This window comes from Bacteroides mediterraneensis (assembly GCF_900128455.1).
Lineage (GTDB): Bacteria > Bacteroidota > Bacteroidia > Bacteroidales > Bacteroidaceae > Phocaeicola > Phocaeicola mediterraneensis.
This window is the reverse complement of sequence record NZ_LT635783.1, coordinates 1,183,459-1,202,571: the sequence shown is the minus strand read 5'-3', so window position 1 is coordinate 1,202,571 and position 19,113 is coordinate 1,183,459. Positions and strand designations below refer to the sequence as shown.

Here is a 19,113-nt window from a genome sequence, read left to right as displayed (position 1 = left end):
GTTTTTAATTTAAACTTATATACCTCTACTTAAATTCTTCTAAACGAAATTTATCTATTCCTATTTTTCTTTTTCTTCATCCAAATTCACTCCCAAGGCCTTCAAATCCTTCTCCAATGCTTCAGACAGATAAATATGCTGATAATCATTCGAAATGATTTTTCCATCGCGTCCCACAAGTATATAACGTGGAATGCCATTGAAACTAAATAATTCACGCAAGCGCTGATAGTCGGATGACGGAATGCGATAGACAGCCTCTCCTTTTAAATTCTTTTCTACATATTCTTTATAAGGTTTCTCCGGAGACTCACCTTCACTGGTTATAAATATGAACTGCACATCTTTATGCCCTCTCCATTTCGCTCTCAAGTCTGCACTTCTCTCAATTGCAAACCGACATGGTCCACAACCGGTCGACCAAAAATCAACCAACAAAATCTTCCCTTTATAAGATTCCGTAATTTTTCGAAAAATATCCGTTCCTTCACAAGGGGGTAGTTGGTAAGGTTGCTTCTTGAGATACTCCCGATAAGAGCTTTCTATTGCCTGTGTCAGCACAGGATAAGTAATCATTGCACAGAAAGAATCCTTCAGACACGACATCGTCTGTGTCGTTTTCAAATCCTGCTGAGTCACTTTTTTGTTAGCTTCCGCCTCCAACACTGTACAAATCTTATTGCACAAAACCAACTGCCACAAAAAAGGTATTTCAGTCATATTCAAATACTCCATCAGAATCTCTGTCTGTATTTTATAAGGATAAAACATTCTCTCCGCAGTCTGTAAAGAAGTCACATCAGATGGAATTACCATTCCATAGCATGCTTTGAGTTTTTCATACGCCTGCTTTTGCAACCAATCCATAAACGCAAAACGATTGATAAAGATGGAAGCTTTATTTACAGCCAAAATTTTTTCATCATTAAGCGGCATATCGCGCAAAAAGCTGAAAAACTCCATGGGTAACGGTGCTTTTCCGGTAGTATCATTCGCTAACCCATAAGTATAATCCATCGCGTAATCCAGTAACCAATATGCTCCAGATATCTTTTCATCCAATGGCAACAACTGTCGGACCTTAAGACATACCTGTTGCTTATCCATGTATTGAGACAACTTATCGTGCCATAAACTCACAGCTTCATCCCATTTCTCACGTACCTGCTTTGGAGCCAACTTACTTTCCATTTCTTTCATTTCCAGATAGCCAAGCGTAAACTCCGGTGCTTCGGCAAGTTGTCGGTTTATCTCACCCAACTCATCTCCATACATCAGATTGGACAACGGATAGTTCCAGTCTCTAGCTCTGCTGCGGGCAAGCATATCTTCAAAATCGATATACAGCGACAAAGTCTTTCCTGGTTCAAGATAAATGTTTCTATGCAGTGAATTATTTTCTCCTATCACCATTAAACATCGGGAAGGATGCTCCAAAAATACTTTTCCCTCTAATTTTCCGTCCGGATGAATCTTTATGACTACTGGTCGGTCTTTATCTTCAAGCATATCTTGTACATAAATGATACCGGTATCAAATCCCAATATAGGATCATAATGATCAAGTACCCCAGTCACATAAGTCGTATCCGAGTGAAAGAAATGAGTAAATCCCTCCTCCCTTCCGACTGACGTTCCCGTCTGTGGATTTTGAGCAAGCCATCTTTCTCGTTTTTCAGAAACACCCAACCCTTCTCCATCTTTTGTCAGATCAATGCCGTATGTATTATCTTCTGACGAATCTGGCCGAATCCAGTTCACCATTTTTACCGATTCCGGCAACGGAGGAAAAGTCAAGACCACATCCGTTTCTCCCGAATCCGGCATGAAAAACCGTTCACCAAACTTCATCCCTTCTATCCCTGTTGTTTGGTAACGTAAACCTGTAGACACATCTTCCAAATAAATCGTACTGTCCAGGCAAACCCACCAGTGAGGACGAAATACCACATGTACGAACAATTTAGTATCAGCATCCGTCATTTCCACCTTAGTTATCGTATTGATACTCCCGGTTCTCGCTTTGAAAGAAGGATTTACCACCGTCCTTTCCACCACTTTGTTCACATTTTGAGCAGAAGTGGATAAAGAAAACAAAGCGATAAACAAAGTTTTATGTAACGATATCCCACCATTTTTGTTTTATAAGTTCTTACTTTTTGTTTCAAGTATGAGAACCCGCAATAGGAACAACCCATTGCGGATACTCATTCTTTATAGATTCCTATTGAGAACAATTATTCCGTAAGCAAACGCAGCATGAAAATTCCACCTGCCACATTATTGTCCTTACTTCTAAACATGACTTCAATCTGATTCTTTCCTTTTACCAGAGCTTCGGGCAATTTATATTCCACATCCACAAATTCTTCCTTGTTCCATTTGCCCACGATATTCTCAGTCGCCACAACCGTACCATCGACCACAATTTCAAAATTCCGATTACCTTGTTCATTCCCCCAATAAGTAGCCATGAGGGAAGAAGGCTGCTTGCCGTTAGTAGAAAGTGTATATTTGAAATACCCTCCATTGCGGGCATCCCTCCACTTCTTACCTTTCAATAATCCGGTTTCAGAGTTCTCTTTCAGCATCTTATGATCCACTTCAGGCTGCTGTTCACCGACACTTACCGCATCCAACGTACGCGCATCCAATGCCATCAACCGTTTTTCCTCTTCTTGTGTACGCTTCGTATACGCAGCATATCCATCCGCCGTCATACATAACCAATACATCATGTATCGACAATCATGAATACGGGAGAAGGGTTCCAACACCAGACCGTCAAACTTCGCATCATTGAATATGCCCGACAATTTATAACGTAAAGTCTGACCTTCCATGGGTTTCAGACCATTCAGGTAATTGGTCACCTCTTCTTTACTTCCAATCAAGACCGGAGTTTCACTTAATGGCACCAACTTGCCTGAAGCAATATGCCCCCAACGCCCATCATCAGCAATCAGCCCATCTAAGTTTTCTGTACCTACAGATGCGCTCATCAGGATAGGACCACGCATAATGGCCACAAAATCATCTTCTCCTTGAAGGGATTCCAATCGCATTTTCATGGGCAAGAACACTTCCACCTTATCGCCATCTTTCCATTCACGGTCAATACAAATATAAGAAGAACCGTCTGCCTTCTCCGAAGCCTCCACAACCTTTCCATTGCATCTCACTTCATATCCATCTGTGACCCATTCCGGACGTCTCACCAACAATTTGAAATGACGAGACCTTCCATCCTTCAACCCCACTGTCAACCGAGAGGTCTCCGCATCAGGGAACTGGGTTTCCTGCGTAATCGTGGCTTTCTCCTGTTCCCAGTTCAGTCGTGAAGGAATGAAAAGATTGACAAATAGGGAATCAGAAGCATGCGTATAGATAAACTCCCCATACTTCCCATGATTCTCCATTCCGGTGCCTACACAACACCACATGGCACTGTTAGGTTTCGAGTACACCCGATAGTGTGCCGGACGAGCCGAAGTGAAGTACACGTAACCACCGTGTTCCGGATGCTGTGTTGACAAAATATGATTATACAGGGCTCTCTCATAAAAGTCCGTATATGTAGCCTTTCCTGTCATCCGGAACAAACCTTCCGTCAGTTTCAACATGTTATACGTATTACAGGATTCCGGACCTTCCCGCACTTCTACATGACTTCTGAAATCGTCCATGGCCGAAAAATACTCCCGACGACTGTTCCCGCCCAACGCCAGCGAACGCTTGCAGGCTACAATGTTCCAAAAGAAATCGGCTGCATCCAAGTATTGATTATCTCCACACACTTCTGCTATACGCTGATACCCGATAACTTTCGGAATCTGTGTGTTCGCATGTATATTGTCCAGATTGTCCTTGTGCGCTGCCATACTGTCGAACAACCACCGATGAGAGAAACGCTTGGCCGTAGTCAGATATTTCTGCTCACCCGTAATCTGATAGGCATCGGCAAAGATTTCATCCATTCCCCCAAATTCATTGGCCAACATCTGTTCCATCTGATTGTCTGAAAGTCCTTCTGTGACAGAAATACCCCAGTCACACAATTTCAAGAACATATCCAGTGCGTCCTCGTTTCCCGTATACATCCAGGCATCTCTCAATCCAGCAAAGATTTTATGTACGTTATACCACGGAGCCCAATATTTCCAGATAGACTCTACTTTTCCGTTTTTTATATCCGTCCACAGCACCTTTCCATTAGGAATACCTCCGATATAGCCGTCTCCATTACTCTCCTGGCAACGTTTCAATTCACTCAGCATATATTCCATCCGTTTTTTGCACTCTTCATTGCCTGTAACTGCATAATTCATCGCCATAGCTGATAAATAATGCCCGCCGACATGTCCGTCAAGCCCCGCCCAATTCGGGAATGGCTCTGCTTTCAAAGGCAAGCCTGCTTCTTTAAGGAAGGGAGCCAAAAGCCGATCGACGTCATACTCCATCAACACTTTCAGGTTCAATTCCTGTGCATGCTTAAACGGCCCGTCAAGCAATTCTACATCCCCTAAAGGAAAAGTATTCTTGTACAATCTATCTTGTGCCTGAATATTCGAAGAGATACCATTCCACATCATCAAACACAGGCATCCTGCAATCAAATTCCGTTTCATCATTCCAACCTTCATAAAATTTCAAATCCACAATTACTTCTTAATGTGTTTATAATCGAAGAAATCTATATCCACAAAACCTCCCAGAGTCTTTGTTGCATAATTAAACAAGGCAAATTTGGTTCCCATAAAGAAACGACGATAGTCAAAAATCATTTTGAAATCAGAACCGATTTTCTTCCAGTCCTTATTATCGTAACTATAATAGAAACAGGCCATGTCCTTGTTCAACCTGAAATCTCCATCCAGACGAAGGTATATCACATCCGACGTCAAGTCGACAGTCTGCATCACATTCCGGTCGATACCTGTCACGGCCTTGTCCGTGTCATCCAGCCGGACACTTTCCGTCTTCATGGTCAGGTATTTCCGGTTCCCTTTACAAGTCACGGACAAGATGCCCGCATCTCCATTAAAGGCACTCAGTCCGGCTACATCTCCATCCTTCATGCCTGAAAGGTCCATACAAACAACTCCCGAACATTCCGGCCCTTCCATGCGCTGAGTCAACGTATTGGGAGCCACAAACAAATTATCAACCACCCGTCCGGTTTTCAAACGCAAATATCCTTTGCGTTCAGTCAATGACCAGCAGTCATTCATCGGATTGTGATTCCACTGCCAGTTCAATTTCAACTTGTCTCCACTAAAATCATCGCTGACTACCAGCCCTTCGGAAGAATATCCCTGTACAGGTTTGTTCATCGTCGCCGGCACATGTCCGTTTTCGTCACCCAGCATCGGCCAGCCGTCCACCCAACGGCAAGGCATCACGGTCAACACGCGACCTACCCCATTCCGATCCTGGAAAATAACACCATACCAGTTCCCTTTTCCGTCATCCACAATCGTACCTTGTGCCACATACGGAAAACCTGCAAACGCATCTTCCAATATCACCTTTTTCTCATAAGGTCCGGTTATCTTATCCGCCCGATAGCATACCTGCCGGCGATTGCCTCCCTGAGGCCATGAAATCATCAGCAAATAATACTTTCCATCGTGTTTAATCACCCTACTACCTTCCAGCAAGGCATTTTCCTCCTTATCTCTTTCGAATATCTTCATATCGACCCCACCCGGCATGACACCGCTCAAATCAGGCTTCAACTCACGCAGCTGTCCGGTTCCATAAAAGATATACGCTTTTCCGTCATCATCAAAAAACAACGATGCGTCATGAAAGTGAGGAATTCGCGACAACAAGGTCCATCCCTTTTTCGGATCGGAAGTCGTATATACATATCCTTTGTAAGGAGTATCATTCGGAGAGAAATACGCATAATACATTCCATCATGGTAACGCAAGGAAGTAGCCCACTGTCCTCGTCCGTAAACTGTCCCCTCCTTCAAGTCATAATTAGGTTTGTCATCCAGCCGATCGTACAGGTAACTGACAATCTCCCAATTCACCAGATCCTTTGAATGCATGATGGGCGCTCCGGGAACCAGATGCATGGTCGTACTCACCATGTAGAAGTCATCCCCCACACGTATGACATCCGGGTCGGGCACATCTGCCCAGAATACCGGATTAGAAAACGTTCCATCCCCGTTATCTCCACATTGCGCATTGGCCGGACCGGCCCATATACCTCCCATAGCCATTAACAGACAAGCTAACAAAAAATGTTTTTTCATGATTATATATACTTTTACAAATGATTCGTTCAAATTCTATTTTGCGTAAACTACATACCGCTTTCCCGGCTTCGTCTTCAAATCGTATTCATACACCTTCCTCAATCCAGGTTTTTCCGGTTGTATCAGTTTCTCCGAAATCAGCGGCGCAGAAATTTCTGCCTGCCTCAACAAGTCATTCGGACAATCACCCGAAGCTTCCTTCAAGCCTTTTCCTTTCAGAGGAACATAAGACCGTAAACGAATCACTCCCCCAATTCGGGAATAGACTACCGCCTGCGTGAGATTCGTATTCTTCCAGTCCATATCCACCACGAAGCCTCCTCGGGCCACCAAACCTTTTACACTTCCCTCCTGCCACTCATTGGGTATGGCCGGCAGCAAATGTACAGCCCCGTCATGACTCTGCAAAAGCATCTCAGCCACTCCAGCCGTAAAGCCGAAGTTCCCGTCTATCTGAAAAGGTGGATGCGCATCCAGCATATTCGGATACGTACGTCCCAAAGGATATCTTCCAGCCAGACTGTCGCACGGCAACAAAGAAAGCATATTCCGGATGATTCGATATGCATGATTGCCATCCAGCATGCGCGCCCAGAAATTAATCTTCCAGCCAATACTCCACCCGGTTGCCATATCCCCTCTCTGTATCAAGGTATTTTTGGCAGCCTGGAACAATTCCGGACTTCGATAAGGAGATACCTGATTGCTCGGATACAAACCATACAGATGAGAGATATGCCGATGCTGGTCTTTCGGATCATCCACATCCTCCAACCACTCCTGCAACTGATTGTACTGTCCGATCTGCATTGGAGGCAACTGGTTTATCAAGTGCTGAAGAGAGTCACAATATGCCTGGCTTTCCTCCAATATCCGTGCCGCATGCAGCGTATTGCTCAATGCATCAAAAGCAATCTGGTTGTCCATCGTACATCCTGCCACGATGGATACCCCGTTCGGTCCATGCTCTGGAGAAACAGAAGGAGCCGTCACCATCCAACCATAACGGGGATGCTTGGTCATGAACGACAAAAGAAAATCGGCCGTACCCTTCAACACCGGATAATACTCCCGCAGAAAATTCTTGTCACCGGAATACAGATAATGCTGCCAAAGATGCTGAGCTACCCATGCCCCTCCATTGGGCCACATACCTGCATCTGCAAAATCCACCGGTCCGGCCGCCCTCCAAATATCCGTATTATGGTGAGCTACCCATCCTTTGGCCCCATACAACACACGGGCTGTTTCACTTCCCGTTACAGAAAGGTCACGTGCCATCTCGAAGAAAGGACGATGCGTCTCCGACAGGTTAGTCACTTCTGCCGGCCAGTAGTTCATCTCCGCATTAATATTAATGGTGTACTTGCTGTCCCAAGGTGCATACAAATCCTTGTTCCATATACCCTGTAGATTTGCCGGCTGGCTACCTGGCTGAGAGGACGATATCAACAGATAACGCCCATACTGAAACATCAATGCAGCCAGCGAACAATCTTCTACCTTATTGAAATCATTGATACGTATGTCTGTTTCCCTCTTCGAGAATTCAGAAGAAGGCAAACTCAGGTCCACCCTTCCGAACTGCTCAGAGTAAGTTTCCTTATGTTCCTTATACAATATTTTATTCGGTTTGCCCCAAGCTCCTTCGATGGCACGGCGTGCTTTAGCGTATGCATCTCCCGACACATCCTGATAATTGACGAAATTAGTTGCCGCACTCAATAAGATGGTAGCCGACGATGCATCCTTCACAGAAAGGCTTCCATCCTTGCATACCACTTTTCCATCCGACTTTACACGCATCATCACCACCGCATGAAGCGCAGCCGGAACACCTTCATGTTCCGCACCATTACAATACATGACAAGGTATTCCCCTTCATTTTTCACCTCTGAAGTCAGTGGACAAGCATATCTCAAGTCAACTCCCAAATTCTTACTTACCTCACCCGCAGCCAGTTCAATCACCATGACATTATCGGCAAAGGAAGTAAACACCCGACGGGTATATTCCACTCCACCACAACGGAAACGGACAGAAGCCGTCGCATCCTCCAAATTCAAGTCACGAGAATAAGCATCCACCTCTCCTTCGCAATCAAAATCCATCCGCAGACTACCCAAAGTCAGGTAACGCATTCCATGCTGAGAAGGCATGAACTTTGCATCCAGCAAACTCCTGGCCTCTGAGTTTTTCCCTTCAAAAATCAGTTTTCTCACCTCATTTAAATAAGCGGATGCCCCTTCTCTATTATTATTGTAAGGACCACCTGCCCAAAAGGTTTCTTCATTCAGCTGAATTTCTTCATGTGCAACTCCTCCAAACACCATTCCTCCTATATGAGAATTACCTACAGGCAATGCTTCCCACCAGTTACGTGCCGGAGCCGAATACCATAATTTCAAATCCTCCGTCTCTGCAGCGATTAACCCCAAGACAGAAGCTATCAGAAGCACACATACACACAGAACTTTTCTCATAGATACCTATCGTAACCCGTTATTTATCAAAAGTCCTTGACACAAAAGGCAGACACATATACAAAGCAGAATGCCAATATTCCCAGTCGTGCCCACCGTCTCTAACTCTGAACTGACAGGGGATACCTGCCTTACGCATAGCCTGAAAGAACTCAATATTCCGATCAAGCAAAAAATCATCATCTCCACAGTCAATGAACCATCTCACCGATTTTAATGCCTGAACCGTATTTTCCTCCGCCTCTGCCACACGTTTTATGCAACTGCGGTCTATCACGGCACGGGTTAATATAGCCAGTTTGCTGTTTGGATTTTCAAAACGAGCCGCCCCTTCTTCCGGAATAGACATCAGCGCACTCATGGCATAAACAGAAGCAAACTTATCTGCATGCCACAAGCCATAACCTGTGGCCCCGCCACCGCCCATAGACAACCCGGCTACGGCACGATTTTCCTTATCACCGATTATATTGTATTTACTTTCCACATGAGGCAAGAATTCTTCAAAAAAGAAATCCTCATAAAGCCAACCCGGCATGTTAAAAAAGCCGTTCCAGACTTCCTTGTAAATATCACCACCTGCGTCCGGCATCACAATAATCATCTCACTGGCCTCCTGTGCATAAATCAAACGGTCGGCCACTTCCTGCACATGTCCGCGCCACACCCAATCCTGATTGGTCTGCGACATGCCATGGAAAAGATAAAGTACCGGATATTTCTTTCCCGGAACTTCACCGTATGAAGGAGGCAGATAAATGGAACAGACTCTTTCCGTATTCAATTTATTACTAAAAATCGTATCATTCACTACCCTGCTACGTGAAAACAATGAGACAGGAATCAAGCCTAAAACAGACAAAATAACAATAAAAACATGTTTATTCATAGACATAAATTTTAATCTACACAAAAATACTTCACACATAGAAAAACTACAAGATTTTACGTTACTAGTCTTTTTGTTTATGTTACACACAGCACCTATTCCATTTACAAAGCGTACATTTTACCTATTCTCAGATTACATTTTTCTTTATAATATTTTGTTTTACAGATATTTACAGAAATCACAACCTTATCCTGCAATACCAGCCACATCGTAACATACAATAAGAAATCTGCAACATACCGTCACATCCTCCCCATACAAAACACGTACATTTGCATCCAGAAAGATTACACTTCATTTAACCACACAATCATTCAATTATTTACAATTAATTATTTATCATGAAAAATCAATTTAAACTACTTACACTAGGGACATTAGGTCTTCTGGCCGCCTCCTGTAGTAACAAGGTGACTATGCCTGAACCTGGAGTCCCGGTTTTCGGTCAGTTCACCTACACAGGAAAAGATGCGGTGTACGAAAAAAATCCACTCAACGAAGGCGAATTCTACAATCCGATACTACAGGGCTGCTATCCTGACCCCAGTATCTGCAAAAAAGGTACCGACTATTACCTGGTATGCTCTTCTTTTGCCATCAACCCCGGAGTGCCCATTTTCCACTCCACCGATTTGGTCAACTGGAAGCAGATTGGACATGTGCTCGACCGCCCCTCACAACTCAAAGTAGAAGATTCTGGTATCAGCGCCGGCATTTACGCCCCCACCATACGATACAATCCCTACAACGATACCTTCTATATGATTACGACCCAATTCTCAGGAGGTATGGGAAACATGATTGTAAAGACTAAAGACCCCATGAAAGGATGGGGCGACCCAATCAAGCTGAATTTCGAAGGTATCGATCCGGATATTTTCTTTGATGACAACGGTAAAGCATACGTCACACATAACGATGCACCTGAAAAGCCGTTATACGAAGGACACAGAGTAATCAAAGTGTGGGAGTATGACGTGGAAAAAGACCAGATAATCCCTGGTACAGACAAAGTAGTAGTGAACGGAGGAGTAGATTTATCTCAGAAGCCCATCTGGATAGAAGCTCCCCACCTTTATAAAAAAGACGGGAAATACTACCTCATGTGCGCAGAAGGAGGAACAGGTGGCTGGCACAGCGAAGTCATCTTCATCAGCGACAATCCTCAAGGACCTTTCAAACCGGCTCCTGAAAATCCGATTCTTTCACAGAGACATCTTCCTGCAGAACGCCCATTCAAGGTAGATTGGGCTGGTCATGCCGATTTGGTGGAAGGTCCTGACGGACAATACTACGGTGTTTTCCTGGCTATCCGACCCAATGAAGCCAACCGAGTAAATACCGGACGGGAGACGTTCATGCTGCCTGTCGACTGGAGCGGTACTTTCCCCGTATTTAAAGGTGGCCTGGAGCCTATCCAGCCTAAACTGACTCTGCCCAAAGGTGTGAAAAACGAAACGGGAAAGAACGGATATTTCCCTAATGGAAACTTCACATACACAGAGACATTCACACAGAGTCCACTCGATTATCGCTGGGTAGGAGTAAGAGGAGCTAAAGAAGGATTCATTTCCACCACGGCAGAAGGACTGAAAATAACGCCTTATGAAACCAATATCAAGGCTGTGGCTCCCACTTCCACTCTGTTCTATCGTCAGCAGCACATTAATTTCACCGTCACTACGACTCTGAAATATGTTCCCCGCACTGAAAAAGATCTTGCCGGAATCGCCTGCTACCAAAGTGAGAAGTTCAACTACGTATTCGGGCTAACCAAGAAAGGGGAAGAAAACTACATCGTCCTGCAACGGACTGAAAACGGAAACTCTTCTACTCTTGCCAGCGAAAAGATTGAAAAGGATGCACCTGTCAGCCTGCGGGTAAACGCTGAAGGCGACAACTATACATTCAGCTACTCCGTAAAAGATGACAACTATCAGACCGTAGGAGGAACTGTGTCTGGGGACATCCTCTCGACCAACGTAGCCGGAGGATTTACAGGTGCCATGATTGGATTATATGCCACCTCATCCAATGATGCGGAAGCGCTATAATATACACAATTTAGTAACACGACAGGGTCTAAGGATTTTCACTGCCTTATGACCCATAAAAAAAGAGGCTTTGATAGCCTCTTTTTTTATGGACATCATTTTACATGAATCACAATTCTACGATAACTTGTAAGCTGTGGAACTCCACTATCTGATAATTCGAGAATCAAATGAATATTTTTACCGGAAGCTTCCTTAGGCATGCGCAAACAGCAAATGCCCTGCTCATCCACATTCAATTGTACCTCTCCTTTATAGGAGCTCGGTTCCTTGTAAACAAACCACCTATAGTCTAGCTCATCTCCATCAGGATCATACGAAGAAGTTGCATCAAATACCCCCAAACTCCCTGCTTTAACCACCCGATTAAGGCAATTAAAAGTAGAATCATTCTCTATTACAGCCACAGGATGATGATTTGCCTCCGAGAACTTGTCAGTAGTTGTCCAATTCATTCTGGCAGCGAAATCATTCAAAATATGCTGTCGCCATTTATTAATGGCGGCAATACCTTCTTTCGAACTGGCATGCATAAAATAAGGGTCATACATCCCCTCATTCTTCCCTGATTTTTCAATAAAGTCCATCCCTCTTATGCCGGCTGTACGTTCCGCATTAAACCGGCCTCCCCATCCTCCATAAGTAAGGCTGTCCGGCACATTCAACCCATTGGCATACACATATAAGAAAGAAGGAGAATCACCCTCCGAAGCCCAGATTCTATCCGGATAACACGTTCCAAAAGGTTTCTTGGACTGCACATTTTCTATTATCCATTCGTCAGAAGGTCCCCATCCATAAATCTCTTTGTTCCGTATATAGTAAATCTCAGGAAAAGACTTGGCAATCCACGCACCTGCATCATCCTGCCCCAGCACATCATAAATCCTGATTTTAGCTGTAAATTTTTGGAATTCTTCCGGACTTCTTGTCGCATGGACTTTCCAGATAGCCTGTGCGATTGTATTCATTCCACTCCATGCTGCAAGCCATACAGGCCGGGAATCATCTTTTTTATCCACCGCAGCAACAATCAATTCAGATCCCGGAGAGTCCTTTCCCTCGCCAACTCCCGACATATTCGACTTTTCCTGCCCTCTTTTTACAATCGACCTCAAATAATTTACATCAGGAAATCCCTTTGAATGCCTCTTCAAAGACGGATAAATAGCCGAATAACAATCTATCACTTCCATAATGTCCGAGGTCCGGTCCGGATCATCCACCCAAGCATTCGAACTGATAATACCCTCTAAATCAACCCTGTCGGCACATACCAAAAGATGTATCAGCGACTGTTTGTCATCAGGATCAGCTCCTCCCAAATCCGTCGTGACAATCAAGCGTTGTTTCCCCACATCACTCTGCGAACACAGAGTTCCACAAATTCCCAATAATAAGATAATAAATAAGTATCTCATATAAAATAACTATTTTACTCTCTTGCAGGAAGATTCATTCATATACAAATAAGAGTCCTCATACCCTCCACCATCAATCACAATCTTTTCAAGCACAATTGCCGGATTTAAAGGAGAAAAATCGAGGATAAAAGTGTTTCCATTCGATGCAGGTAATTCCAGAGTCACTTCTTTTTCTACGATACGCCTTGCAACCGTAGGATAAAATTTATCATAAATATTCTCCGGCAACTCATTCAAATCACGATTGAAATTGACCGTTACCTTGTTTCCACCTCTAAAACCCACAGAATACTTATGCCCTTTTACATCCTGAAAAGCAAGGGTCGACTTAACTACCACAATCACACGAACCTGTTTAAGTTGCTTCATTTTCTCTGACAAAGTCATTTTATAAGAAAGTGTAGCCCCCTTCACCGGCTTAGTATAGGGCATTAAAGTTACACCACTCAGCGTGCGCCCCATATCAGGAATGACCTTCCAATCCATCCCTTCAGGCGATTTCTTGTCAAAGAAGTGTTCCGCTTCGATTGCCACGTATCCATCCTTCTCCGTAAAAACATACCCGCCTGCGTTCCTTTCCACAGCCGGCAATCTAAAGATTTCCGGCAACTTATCGGCTGGGAAGTCATCATTCCATGATGTATAACCTATATGCTTCTGGGTCATCATTCCCTCCCATTTCCCTTTGCTCATAATATGATTGTAGTCCTCACTCAAGGCCTTGTCACGAGCAAAACAAGCTTCTACCTTATCTGCCCAGTCATTGGCTTCAGGATTACCGTCTGCATAAAGCTTATGGTTCATGGCTTGCGCATAATACATTTCATATAAATTCGACATAGCTTGTACGGGAAACAACAACAACTGCTTATAGGCATCTCTGTATTCAGGAGACAGAGACAGATATTGGCGCAACGCTTCCGCCTCCAACCGTGCATAATCGTCTGCCACCCGTTTCCATTCTCCTGTTTCCAGATTATAAGTCTTGCAATCCAACATTTCCGCTGTCACGCGTCCATTATATTTACTGTATAAATTCAGTATTCTGGCTGCCTCCTCCGCTTGTGCTTCTCCAAAGACCTGTGCACAAAATTCATGAGGATGCTTCATAAAATTATCTACTGTATAACCTTGAGGATTCCATGCCATATCCATAAACAAAGTGATAGGATATTCCATAGGTTTCAAATCTCCCACATTCAGAATCCAAAGTTTATCCACTCCATACTCATACGTCAAATGAAGCTGTTCCCACATCCCCTGTATCGGTGTCATATTCATCCACTTTGAGTTACGGGGTGCCCCCACATAATCCACATGATAATACATTCCCCAACCTCCGGGATGCTTGCGTTCTTTCTCATCAGGCAAACGGCGTACATTTCCCCAATTGTCGTCACACAAAAGCATAATTACGTCATCAGGTACCCGCATTCCTTTATCATAATAATCCAGCACTTCTTTGTAGAGAGCCCACACCTGAGGAGTCTTATCCGCAGATTTACCAGTCACCTGTTTGATAATCTTACGTTGGTTTTCCACTATCGACTCCATCAACTTCACATTGGTATCTTCACTCATTGCCTCATCTCCATCGCCACGCATACCAATCGTTATCACATCCTCAGTACCTTTGACTCTTTCAATTCCTTCACGAAAAAAATTATCCAACACCTCCTTGTTTGTAGCATAATTCCAGGCACCATATTCTTTACGCTTACGTACCCACTCCTGATGATTGCGTGCCATAGGCTCGTGATGTGACGTGCCAATAATAACCCCCATCTCATCGGCCGTTTTGCTATTTAGTGGGTCATCCGCATAAAAAGCCCATCCCCACATTGCAGGCCACAAAAAATTACCTTTCAAACGGAGAATCAACTCACAAACTTGTGCATAGAAACGATGATCGCCAAAATCCGTTCCAAAATACTGCTTTACCCAGCTTGTCAGACACGGAGCCTCATCATTCAGAAAAATCCCCCGATATTTAACGGCAGGCTCTCCGTCGGTAAACATACCCGGCAACACATAAGCCTCCGTCCGCTTTACTACCGGTACATCCATCCACCAATACCAAGGGGACACCCCTATCTGTTTGGACAACTCATAAATACCATAGATTGTTCCACGACGGTCACTTCCTGCTATCACCAGTGCCTTTTCAATCCCCTCCAGAGGCTTCTCAACCGTAGTGAGAATGTATTTTTCATTTTTACCCTGCAATTCTTTGTCATCCAGTTTCTTCTTTTTGACTAGCTGCTGAATATAACATGAATTCAAGCTACCTATTATAATGCAGTTACCTCCGGAAGCTTCGGTCAGTAAATGTGGTTTAAGTCCAAATACAGCATTAAAATCGTCCTGCAAATTCTCTACCGCAAGACTGATTCCCTTCTGGTCCTTTTCATCAATGAGTATATTCACCGCTGTTTCATTGCATACCAAAGGAAATGAATTATTTTCTTTCTGAAAGGTCACAAACCGGTTTGCAGACAGCACATCCACACACACTGCAAACAATAAACAAATTACACTACATATTTTCATGGCAAATACAACTCGGTTGCCTGTGAGTGGAAATCAACATTGAACCACACAGACAAACCATTTTCATATAAACAGATTTAAAGATGCAACATTAAAAAAAGTTCTCTTATTCCCCATTTTGCCTACAGCAAATACAAGAATAAGAGAACTCTTTATATTTAACTTTGATTATCCTTGTGAATTCATCACTTGATCAAATACTTGATGGTATCTATCACTCACCCTGACTCAATTCTTCAGAAGGTTCTGCCACAACCTTACCGGCCAGACCATTGGCAAATCCGGCATAAGTCGGTTTACGTTTATAGCTACTGTCCCATAAGCCTGTAGGCTCTCCCGGTCTCCATCCAGAATCTGCAGGACTGTCTGTTGCGCACCACTGAGTGATACCATATTGCTGTTCTACAGGAATAATCTCAAAATATTTACTGATAATGAACTGATAGAACTCTGACATCTTCTGTTGCTGTTCATAAGTCACATTCTCAGTCTTGATTGCCGTACCAGATGCCTTGTCTACGATACCCATATCCAATTCTGAGATTTTGACGAGCTTACCGCTCTCCGCCAAAATCTTAAACATATTGACAATCGCATCTTCCTGAGCCTTCTGGTCGGCTTCGTTCAAAATGTAGCTTACATGCATCTGAGTTGCAATACCATCAATCTTGGTCACACCATCAGATTCCCATCTCTTAATCCATTCTACCAAACTTTTCGCCTTCTGGTTTCCATCCCACCAAGACTCCAAGTTGAAGTCGTTAATGAACAGTTTCAATTGAGACGGGTCACCTCCATATTCTTTGAAATACTTACGGGCACTTGATTCCAGAATACGTACATAATCAATATCACCCAAGTAATCTGTCCAATAGAAGTTTGTTGAAGGGTCACCATTGGCAGATGACTGCAAATCATAAATGCCGTCACCGTCATTGTCTGCTCCGGATACTGTTTCATTTGCCAAGTCCCAAGCAGTCACATAACCGCCAGTAGCTTCCATCATACCTTTCACCCAATTTTGCAATGCCCAGGTAAGGGTGTCCTTCTTCTCTTCAGGAGTCATTTCAATTACATTTGTCTTTTCTTCATAATACAAACAAACATCATCAAAATACAAAGTCCCTTCATAATCGCCTACATTAAACAGCAGACGAGTGGCATTATCACCTGTACAAGTGGTGGATACTTTTACTTCCTGCCAATCTGTAGTAACGGCAAAGGCCGGGAAATCACCACAACCTACATATCCGTTAGGATTCTGGAAACCTGCTGTAACAGCCCCATCCTTTGTTCCTTTGACTTTTAATCTCAAGAAATAAGTCTTTCCATTCTCAAACGGAGTCGTCTGTTCATAGCACAACTGTTTTTCCCAGCTCTGAGCGGCAGAAGGATTCTCAATCACACACGCACCATCTACCACTGAGATGCTCAAATCTGCACCCCAACCAGATATGGGTTCTCCATCGGAATAATCATGTTCAATTACAGGCACTTCCTTACCGATAGAAGGTGCTACAGTATGTGTAACTTTCAACCACTTGATTTTCACGTCCCCCTCAAATGTTCCAGGCTGAAAAACCACAAAGCTTGATTCAACCGGACAATTTGCAAATTCCACTGAAACTTCCTGCCACTCTTCATTAAAGGATACAGTCTGTTCCAACAGATTCCCCCAGTTACCAAACTGTGCATTGAGAGAGCCAGGAGCAGAGCCTTGAATACAAACCGTAAGTTTATAATTCTGCCCTACAGCCGTAGGAATCTGGTCGGCAACAAAATACTGATACCATTCACCTGGGTAATGACTTACCATACAACCATCCACAAACTCCGGCGTATATCCCATCACATAGAAGGGATAATCAGTATATGTCGAATAATCGAAATATGCATCCTGCACCTCCTCCATATCTCCCGGATCAAATTCGATTTCCTTATCCGCAATCAATCCGTTCAAATAAGTCATATTCTGCTGTGCATGCCATCCTAAAGTATGACCGTAAATAGTGATTCCAGCAGCTTTTGCCGTCTCTACGAAATTAGATACCGTTGAAAAATTCATTGTACCATCATCGGCCACCACAGAAGCGTACTTCATGGCATTACCAGCTGTCATTTCATCAAAATTAGTCGTCACAGCTTCGTAAACTACGCCTTTCTGGACAAAATCACTTACACTCGCAGCCAATCCCAACTTAAAGTTGGGATTTTTGGCACGATCTACATACGACTTCAACACATCGTAGTTGTTCAAATACTCATATTGAGCAATACTTGTCGGCTTCTCTACGGCAAAAGGCAATATAGCATCATCCACACATGAGCCCATGGTCATTCCCAATGCCAATGCCGGAAGCAGTTTAATATATTGGTTCATGTTCTCCATTTTTTAAGGTTAATTATTATAGGTTACTTCAAACCATTCAGGTTTTACCTGACGGTCACGCATAACCAATGTATCCTTCGTAGCATAAGTTACCGAACCCAAATCTACTACATAATCCAGATACAACACATCACGATCCTTGTTATTAAAAGAATTCTTTTCGCCTTTTTCTACGTATTTTCCAGAACCGGAAACCGTACATCCCTGGGTATCTGTCGAGATTGTACATTCATTGTTGTCATTAAAAGAAAGAATCAAGTTACAATCTTGATTATTAAGCGACAAGGCAAAGTTTGCCTCTTTCAAGGAACGTGTTGTCAATTCACAGACCTCATCATCTTCCACATAACCAGCATGACGAACCACCGTATTTGTAGCACCGGCCTGAGAAACCTGATCCACTCCGCGACGCAAATATACCGCATCCCATGGATTGACATATTTCACCGCATACAGAATATAATCTTTAGGCAGTACATTCCAGTCGTTTTTATTGCAACGGACAGGATTCTCTACCATCGGAGAACCGGAAAGAATGGAATCCGCATTCTGCACATTCGACATCACCAGAGGAATCACATAAGTAGTCTCGATCGATTTAGGGTCTGCAAAGAAAGCATCCGTCAGCTGAACTTCCACTCCGGCACTAATCTCACCCTGCGGAATGACAATCTGATCCGAAGATAATTTATAATAATCGGAAGGCATCGGTTCCACTTTACCTCCAGTGGAGAAAGTCAAGTTATCACACAATGAATTCACCACATTGATATCGACTATAGGGGTAATGTTGTTTTCATACACACCACCCATTGTCGCTTTAATAAGGCATTTATGCTGGTTGTCTCTGGTATTGTCAAATGTCTCATCATTACCCAACACAAGTGTTCTTACCGGATACTGGTACGCAAAATATACAGTTGTTGTTCCATAATCCGGGAAAGACCAATCCTGGTTCTTACAAGAAGAAAAAGCAATCAGCGTAATCAATGAAAACAAATAAAATAGTTTTTTCATTTTTTCAGTCATTAAAGTTATTCAACATAAA

The 19,113-nt window shown here is 43.5% G+C and carries 10 protein-coding genes; 1 reads left to right on the top strand and 9 read right to left on the bottom strand.

The features are described 5' to 3' along the window. Positions 1 to 60: 60 nt before the first annotated feature. The 5 genes from BQ7480_RS04820 to BQ7480_RS04800 all read right to left on the bottom strand — a co-directional run bounded on the left by BQ7480_RS04820 (position 61) and on the right by BQ7480_RS04800 (position 9,645). Positions 61 to 2,109 carry a TlpA family protein disulfide reductase gene (locus BQ7480_RS04820; protein ID WP_139255711.1) on the bottom strand — a complete coding sequence of 683 codons (2,049 nt, stop codon included), beginning with the start codon at positions 2,107 to 2,109 and terminating at the stop codon, positions 61 to 63. Between the two features lie 128 nt (positions 2,110 to 2,237). Further along, positions 2,238 to 4,631, bottom strand: coding sequence for a beta-L-arabinofuranosidase domain-containing protein (locus BQ7480_RS04815; RefSeq protein ID WP_394332618.1), 2,394 nt, complete (start codon positions 4,629 to 4,631; stop codon positions 2,238 to 2,240). Between the two features lie 30 nt (positions 4,632 to 4,661). Beyond that, positions 4,662 to 6,269, bottom strand: coding sequence for a glycoside hydrolase family 43 protein (locus BQ7480_RS04810; protein WP_072541933.1), 1,608 nt, complete (start codon positions 6,267 to 6,269; stop codon positions 4,662 to 4,664). Between the two features lie 36 nt (positions 6,270 to 6,305). After that, a complete protein-coding gene (locus BQ7480_RS04805; RefSeq protein WP_072541932.1) occupies positions 6,306 to 8,756 on the bottom strand; it encodes a glycoside hydrolase family 95 protein in 2,451 nt (816 codons plus the stop codon). A gap of 19 nt (positions 8,757 to 8,775) precedes the next feature. Beyond that, positions 8,776 to 9,645: an alpha/beta hydrolase gene (locus BQ7480_RS04800; RefSeq protein ID WP_072541931.1), complete on the bottom strand. Its 870-nt coding sequence runs from the start codon at positions 9,643 to 9,645 to the stop codon at positions 8,776 to 8,778. A 419-nt stretch (positions 9,646 to 10,064) separates the two neighbouring features. Between BQ7480_RS04800 and BQ7480_RS04795 the strand changes: the two genes are divergently transcribed. Beyond that, positions 10,065 to 11,702 (top strand): glycoside hydrolase family 43 protein, encoded by a 1,638-nt coding sequence (locus BQ7480_RS04795; RefSeq protein ID WP_235816722.1) that lies wholly within the window; start codon positions 10,065 to 10,067, stop codon positions 11,700 to 11,702. A gap of 95 nt (positions 11,703 to 11,797) precedes the next feature. On the opposite strand, the gene BQ7480_RS04790 is transcribed toward BQ7480_RS04795, so the two are convergent. From BQ7480_RS04790 to BQ7480_RS04775, 4 genes are all read right to left on the bottom strand, one after another. Beyond that, positions 11,798 to 13,123 (bottom strand): nucleoside hydrolase-like domain-containing protein, encoded by a 1,326-nt coding sequence (locus tag BQ7480_RS04790; RefSeq protein WP_072541929.1) that lies wholly within the window; start codon positions 13,121 to 13,123, stop codon positions 11,798 to 11,800. Between the two features lie 9 nt (positions 13,124 to 13,132). After that, positions 13,133 to 15,676, bottom strand: a complete 2,544-nt coding sequence (locus tag BQ7480_RS04785; protein WP_072541928.1) for a glycosyl hydrolase 115 family protein — start codon at positions 15,674 to 15,676, stop codon at positions 13,133 to 13,135. A gap of 214 nt (positions 15,677 to 15,890) precedes the next feature. Continuing rightward, positions 15,891 to 18,056, bottom strand: a complete 2,166-nt coding sequence (locus tag BQ7480_RS04780; RefSeq protein WP_072543904.1) for an endo-1,4-beta-xylanase — start codon at positions 18,054 to 18,056, stop codon at positions 15,891 to 15,893. Positions 18,057 to 18,074: 18 nt separating this feature from the next. Further along, the gene (locus BQ7480_RS04775; RefSeq protein ID WP_210436321.1) at positions 18,075 to 19,082 is read right to left on the bottom strand and encodes a DUF5627 domain-containing protein; all 1,008 of its coding nucleotides are present in this window, start codon (positions 19,080 to 19,082) and stop codon (positions 18,075 to 18,077) included. Positions 19,083 to 19,113 lie beyond the last annotated feature (31 nt).

Excerpts from the sequence above, each read along its gene's own strand:
- BQ7480_RS04815 (WP_394332618.1), bottom strand. The coding sequence starts at position 4,631 with ATGATGAAACGGAATTTGATTGCAGGATGCCTGTGTTTGATGATGTGG.
- BQ7480_RS04810 (WP_072541933.1), bottom strand. The coding sequence starts at position 6,269 with ATGAAAAAACATTTTTTGTTAGCTTGTCTGTTAATGGCTATGGGAGGT.
- BQ7480_RS04805 (WP_072541932.1), bottom strand. The coding sequence starts at position 8,756 with ATGAGAAAAGTTCTGTGTGTATGTGTGCTTCTGATAGCTTCTGTCTTG.
- BQ7480_RS04800 (WP_072541931.1), bottom strand. The coding sequence starts at position 9,645 with ATGAATAAACATGTTTTTATTGTTATTTTGTCTGTTTTAGGCTTGATT.
- BQ7480_RS04795 (WP_235816722.1), top strand. The coding sequence starts at position 10,065 with ATGCCTGAACCTGGAGTCCCGGTTTTCGGTCAGTTCACCTACACAGGA.
- BQ7480_RS04790 (WP_072541929.1), bottom strand. The coding sequence starts at position 13,123 with ATGAGATACTTATTTATTATCTTATTATTGGGAATTTGTGGAACTCTG.
- BQ7480_RS04785 (WP_072541928.1), bottom strand. The coding sequence starts at position 15,676 with ATGAAAATATGTAGTGTAATTTGTTTATTGTTTGCAGTGTGTGTGGAT.
- BQ7480_RS04780 (WP_072543904.1), bottom strand. The coding sequence starts at position 18,056 with ATGAACCAATATATTAAACTGCTTCCGGCATTGGCATTGGGAATGACC.
- BQ7480_RS04775 (WP_210436321.1), bottom strand. The coding sequence starts at position 19,082 with ATGAAAAAACTATTTTATTTGTTTTCATTGATTACGCTGATTGCTTTT.